This is a genomic window from Saccharopolyspora sp. NPDC000995 (assembly GCF_053599315.1).
This window is the reverse complement of record NZ_JBSFLZ010000215.1, coordinates 1-5,951: the sequence shown is the minus strand read 5'-3', so window position 1 is coordinate 5,951 and position 5,951 is coordinate 1. Positions and strand designations below refer to the sequence as shown.

The 5,951-nt window shown below is 70.3% G+C and carries 4 protein-coding genes; all 4 read left to right on the top strand.

Annotation, left to right across the window (positions count from 1 at the left end):
* The first annotated feature begins 334 nt into the window (after window positions 1–334).
* The 4 genes from ACWDKQ_RS34750 to ACWDKQ_RS34735 all read left to right on the top strand — a co-directional run bounded on the left by ACWDKQ_RS34750 (window position 335) and on the right by ACWDKQ_RS34735 (window position 5,378).
* A complete protein-coding gene (locus ACWDKQ_RS34750; protein ID WP_450143006.1) occupies window positions 335–916 on the top strand; it encodes a (2Fe-2S)-binding protein in 582 nt (193 codons plus the stop codon).
* A complete protein-coding gene (locus ACWDKQ_RS34745) occupies window positions 913–3,345 on the top strand; it encodes a xanthine dehydrogenase family protein molybdopterin-binding subunit (protein WP_450143005.1) in 2,433 nt (810 codons plus the stop codon). Before ACWDKQ_RS34750 ends, ACWDKQ_RS34745 begins: the two co-directional genes overlap by 4 nt.
* Window positions 3,342–4,196: an FAD binding domain-containing protein gene (locus ACWDKQ_RS34740; RefSeq protein WP_450143004.1), complete on the top strand. Its 855-nt coding sequence runs from the start codon at window positions 3,342–3,344 to the stop codon at window positions 4,194–4,196. The genes ACWDKQ_RS34745 and ACWDKQ_RS34740 overlap by 4 nt, the downstream gene beginning before the upstream one ends.
* Before the next feature lie 303 nt (window positions 4,197–4,499).
* Window positions 4,500–5,378 (top strand): SRPBCC family protein, encoded by an 879-nt coding sequence (locus ACWDKQ_RS34735; protein WP_450143003.1) that lies wholly within the window; start codon window positions 4,500–4,502, stop codon window positions 5,376–5,378.
* The last annotated feature ends 573 nt before the right edge of the window (window positions 5,379–5,951 follow it).

The following is a 5,951-nucleotide window of genomic DNA, read 5'->3' as shown; positions in this document are numbered from 1 at the left end:
TCGACAAGCCAGAAACCTAGACGAAGCAACGGCGTGCCCCCGTCTCCGGGCCCAAAACCCCAGCTCACACCACCCACGGATCAGTCACAAGAGCCCAATTTCCATGGAAATCGGGCCTTCGATTTCCATCGAAATGCGGACGGACCGAGCGGCCGCGGTGCCGGCGTGCGACTCTTTCGAAGTCCAGGCGCTTGTTCACCATCACTCGTGAGCGCGCTTGCTCGCGATCGGTCGGCGTAGCAGGCTTCCGGAGTGACGTCCGTCACCCAAGCGGAGCAGTCCGTTCCCGACCGTCCGCGCACCGCGGGCCAGTTCCTCCGAGGAGGCCGCCCAAATGCCGCGCATCACCGTCAACGTCGACGGCACCAGATACACCGATGAGGTCGAGCCGCGCATGCTGCTCGTCCAATACCTCCGCGAACGACTAGGCAAAGTCGGCACCGTCGTCGGTTGCGACACAAGCAACTGCGGCGCGTGCACTGTCCACCTGGACGGCCACAGCGTGAAGTCGTGCTCGGTGCTTGCGGTGCAGGCCGACGGGCACGACGTCGCCACCGTCGAGGGGCTCGCCCAAGACGGCCGGCTGCACCCCCTGCAGCAGGCGTTCCACGACAACCACGCCCTCCAGTGCGGGTTCTGCACGCCCGGGATGATCATGCAGGCCCTGGACCTGCTCGCCGAGGTACACGAACCCGACGACCAGCAAATCCGGGAAGGCATGGAGGGAAACCTCTGCCGCTGCACCGGATACCAGAACATCGTCCGCGCGGTCCGCGACGCGGCGCAGCGCATGCAGCCGGGCGCCGGGCCCGCGGCGGAGCACGCCGCCGGAGAAGCACAGTCACAAGCTCCCGTGCCGCGAACGCCGGCTGACGAGCACGTCGAGACCAAGGTGACGGGAGGTCGGCAGTCATGACATCGGTCCTGGAACCCGAGCTCGGGCGCGCCCGCAAGCGCAAGGAGGACGCGCGGCTGATCACCGGCCGCACCCGCTGGACCGACAACCTGACCCCGATGGGCACGCTGCACCTGGCGATCCTGCGCAGCCCGGTCGCGCACGCCCGGATCACGTCGATCAGCACCGACGAGGCGCGGCGGATGCCCGGCGTTTCAGCGGTCTTCACTGGCCGCGACCTCGCCGACGAGCAGGGCAGCCTACCGTGTGCGTGGCCGATCACGGAGGACATGAAGGCCCCGGCGGCACCGCCGCTGGCCGCGGACGAGGTGTGCTTCGCCGGGGAAGCGGTGGCCGTGGTGGCGGCACGCAGCGCGGCCGAGGCGCGCGACGCGTTGGACGCCATCGACGTCGACTACGAGGACCTGCCGGTCGTGCTCGACATGGAAGCGGCGCTGCAGCCGGATTCGCCGCTGGTGCACGAAGACCTGGGCACCAACCGCAACGCGACCTGGACGTTCGACTCGGCCGAGGCGGGCACCGGCGGCGACGTCGAGCAGGCGCTGAGCAGCGCGGAGGTCCGCGTCGACCGGACCTTCCGCCAGCAGCGGCTGATCCCGGCGTTCATGGAGCCGCGCTCCGTGGTCGTCGACCCGACCGGCGAGCAGATCACCATGTGGTCGGCCACCCAGGTGCCGCACATCCTGCGGCTGATGCTGTCCATGTCGCTCGGCGTGCCGGAGCACAAGATCCGGGTCATCGCGCCGGACGTGGGCGGCGGGTTCGGCGGCAAGCTACAGGTGACGCCGGAGGAGGTCATCGCCTTCGTGCTGGCCGGCAAGCTCGGGCGGCCGGTGAAGTGGACCGAATCCCGCTCCGAGACGATGGTTTCCGCGCACCACGGCCGCGACCAGATCCAGAAGCTGTCGATGTCGGCGACCAAGGACGGCCGGATCACCGCGCTGAAGGTCGAGTTGCTCGCCGACATGGGCGCCTACCTGCGACTGGTCACGCCGGGCATCCCGATCCTCGGCGCGTTCATGTTCAACTCGATCTACAAGATTCCCGCCTACCACTTCAGTTGCACCAACGTGTTCACCAACAAGACCCCGACCGACGCCTACCGCGGCGCGGGCCGGCCGGAGGCGACGTTCGCCATCGAGCGGATGATGGACGAGCTAGCCGCCGAACTCGGCATGGACCCGATGGAGCTGCGGCGAAAGAACTGGATCGCGCACGACGAGTTCCCGTACGACACGGTCGCCGGGCTGACCTACGACTCCGGCAACTACGAGGCCGCCACCGACAAGGCCGTGGAGCTGTTCGGCTACCAGGCGTTGCGCGAGGAGCAGGAGGAGCGGCGGCGCTCCGGCGATCCCGTGCAGCTGGGCATCGGCATCTCGACGTTCACCGAGATGTGCGGGCTGGCGCCGTCGCGGGTGCTGGGCTCGCTGTCCTACGGTGCGGGCGGTTGGGAGCACGCCTCGATCCGGGTGCTGCCGACCGGGAAGGTCGAGGTCGTCACGGGCACTTCGCCGCACGGCCAGGGGCACGAGACGGCGTGGAGCCAGATCGTGGCCGACCGGCTCGGTGTCGCGTTCGAGGACGTCGAGGTGCTGCACGGCGACACTCAGGTCTCGCCGAAGGGCATGGACACCTACGGGTCGCGGTCCCTGGCGGTCGGCGGCATGGCGGTGGTCAGCGCCGCCGACAAGGTCGTTGAGAAGGCCAAGAAGATCGCGGCACACCTGCTGGAATGCGCAGAGGACGACGTCGAGTTCGCCTCGGGGCGGTTCGGGGTCCGCGGCACCGACCGCGGCACCGCACTCGCCGAGGTGGCGCTCGCCGCGTTCGCCGCGCACGACCTGCCGGAAGGGGTGGAGCCGAACCTGGACGCCGACGCGACGTTCGACCCGGAGAACTTCTCCTTCCCGCACGGCACCCACCTGTGCGCGACTGAAGTGGACACCGAAACCGGAGCGGTCAAGATCCGCAAGTATGTGTGCGTCGACGACATCGGCACCGTGATCAACCCGCTGATCGTGGAGGGCCAGGTGCACGGCGGGCTGGCGCAGGGCATCGCGCAGGCCCTGTTCGAGGAGGCCGTCTACGACGAGACCGGCACGCTGACGACCGGGACGTTGGCCGACTACCTGATCCCGTCGGCCGCCGACCTGCCGGAGTTCATCACCGATCGCACCGAAACCCGCGCGACGTCCAACCCGCTGGGCGTCAAGGGAGTCGGCGAGGCGGGCACCATCGCCTCGACCCCGGCGGTGGTGAACGCGGTCGTCGACGCCCTGCGGCCGATGGGTGTCAACGACGTGGAGATGCCGTGCTCGCCGCAGCGGGTGTGGCGGGCCGTGACCGGTTCCCGCAGCAGCGGCGCCACCGCGCCGGAAGCCGGCGGCGGACTTGGCTCAATGGACGCCCAGGGAGGTAACCGGTGATTCCCGCCCAGTTCGACTACGTCGCACCCTCCACAGTGGAGGAAGCAGTCGCCGCGCTCGCCGAGGCCGGGGAGGACGCCAAGGTGCTGGCGGGCGGGCAGAGCCTGCTGCCGGTACTGCGGATGCGGCTGGCCGACCCGCAGCTGGTCGTCGACCTCGGCCGCATCGCCGCCCTGCGCGGCGTGCGAGAGGAAGGCGACGCGCTGGTCATCGGCGCGATGACCACGCACCACGACGTCATGCGCGATCCGCTGGTGCAGCACCACGCGCAGTTGCTCGCGCTGACCACCCGCACGGTCGCCGACCCGCAGGTGCGCCACCGCGGCACCTTCGGCGGCTCGCTGGCGCACGCCGACCCGGCGGGCGACCTGCCGGCCCCAGCGCTGGTGCTGGACGCCGAGATGGTGCTTGCCGGGCCGTCCGGGCGGCGCACCGTGCCCGCCGCGGACTTCTTCGTCGACTACTTCACCACCGCGCTGGAACCCGACGAGCTGCTGGTCGAGGTGCGGATGCCGAAGTGGACGGGGTGCAACGCGCACTACGAGAAGTTCAACCGTGTTGCCCAGGCCTGGTCGATCGTCGGCGTGGCAGCCGTGGTGCGGGTGTCCGAGGGGACGATCGCCGAGGCCCGCATCGGCCTGACCAACATGGGGCCGACGCCGATCCGGGCCCGCGGCGTCGAGCAGGCCCTGGTCGGGCAGCCCGCCACGGCGGACCCGATCCGGGTGGCGGCCCGGCACGCCGCCGAGGGCACCAGCCCGGCGTCCGACGCCAGCGCGGACGTCGACTACCGCGAACACCTCGCCGAGGTCCTCACCGGCCGCGCCGTGCTCGCCGCGGCGGGCGGCTAAACCCGAGGCGAAGCCGCCCGTGAGCCTTTCGGGCCGCCCCGCGACTCGAAAGGCTCAGGGAGGTCGCAAAGGTCGTACGGATGCGTCAACCGCAATGATCCAAATGGGGTAGGCACCAGCCGCGAAGGCTGGGAAGCTGGTAGTGGATTGTGACGAGGTCGCGCGGGCCGGGCGGCGGCCGGGCATGGCTCGGGTACCCGCAGCCGAGGCGGCGCCTGAGGCCCGGCGCGATCTTCGAGGCAGCTTCTTGAAGCAAGGATGGCTCTTTCGAGCCGAGCTCGGTCGAACCAGGAGGACCCTCCAGTGCAGATGCAGCACCAATTCAGCGTTCCGGTGCCGGTCGAAGTGGCGTGGAAGGCGCTGCTCGACCCGGAGCGGGTCGCCCCGTGCATGCCCGGCGCCACGCTCACCAAAGCCGAGGGCAACGCGTTCGCCGGCTCGGTCAAGGTCAAGCTCGGCCCGGTCACCCTGCTCTACAAGGGCACCGGCACCTTCAAGGAAGTCGACGAGGCCGCCCGTCGGGTGGTCATCGACGCCAGCGGCAAGGACTCGCGCGGCAGCGGCACCGCCGCCGCGACGGTTGCCGCTGTGCTCCAGCCGGAAGGCGGCACCACCGCGGTCACGGTGGACACCGACCTGAAGGTCACCGGCAAACCGGCGCAGCTCGGCCGCGGCCTTATCTCCGAGGTCAGCGGCAAGATCCTGAACCAGTTCGCGGCGAACCTCGCGAAACGCCTCACCGAGGAGGAACCGGCGGAGGCGCCGGCCGAAGAGGCTGCGGCCCCGGCGTCCGGCGGCGAGGAGAAGGCTGCGGCGTCCGGCGGCGAGGAGAAGGCCGAGCCGTCGGCGCCTACCGGGGAGAAGGCAGCGGCGTCGGCGGCTGCCGAGGAGAAGGCCGAGCCGTCGGCTCCTGCCGGGAAGAAGGTTGCGGCGGGCAATGCGAGCTGGCGGGTCACCCCGGCGGGCAGCCACGACACGTTCGCCAGCACCGCCAAGGAGGAGCTCTCTCGCAAGGCGGACGCGGTGGTGACCGGCGCAGCGGCGCCGTCGGACGAGGCCATCGACCTCCTCGGCACGGCGGGAGCCCCGATCCTCAAGCGCCTGGCTCCGGTCGCGGTGGCCGCCGTGGTCCTCGGCCTCGCGTTCCGCATCATCCGGCGCCGTCGGCGCCGCCGCCCCTGACCCGCCCGGCCGTCACCGGGGAGGAGCCGATTCCGCGCGGAACCGGCGCCCGGGTGACGGCCGATTCCTGCGAAGCCGCACTCTAGGCGGCGTCCACCGGACCGAGGCTTAAATCCCTCTTGAACTGCGGAAATAATCAGGTGGCAGTCGTCAAGCGCCGCTTTCGCCGGGCTGCGGGCGGCCAGGGCCCGCAAACCAAGGGCTTTTGCCCGGTCGGGGCGGGTTCTGCCCGAGAACGGGCTCTGGCGTGCCCGGTGCTCCAGCGGTCGTAGCGCAGACTCCTGCCGCGTCCCTCCGGGGTCGGTGGGCTCGTATCCGCCGCGCGGGCTCTGCGCGCACGGAACGCGTCCTTCGCGCTCCGGTCAGAACGAGCCGGGTGAAGTGCCTCCGTACCTTCGAAAATTGCTACTGGACCTTCCGGCACCACGACGTCCTTGCGGTGATCGCGCACAAGGCTTGCAAGCTCAAGTCGCCAGGCCAAGCGGAGTCGCGTTCGGGGCCGTGAGTCCCAGCGGACTGTAAACCATCGACCGGCCGATGTTGTAGAGGATCATGCCCAGCCACAGCAGCGCG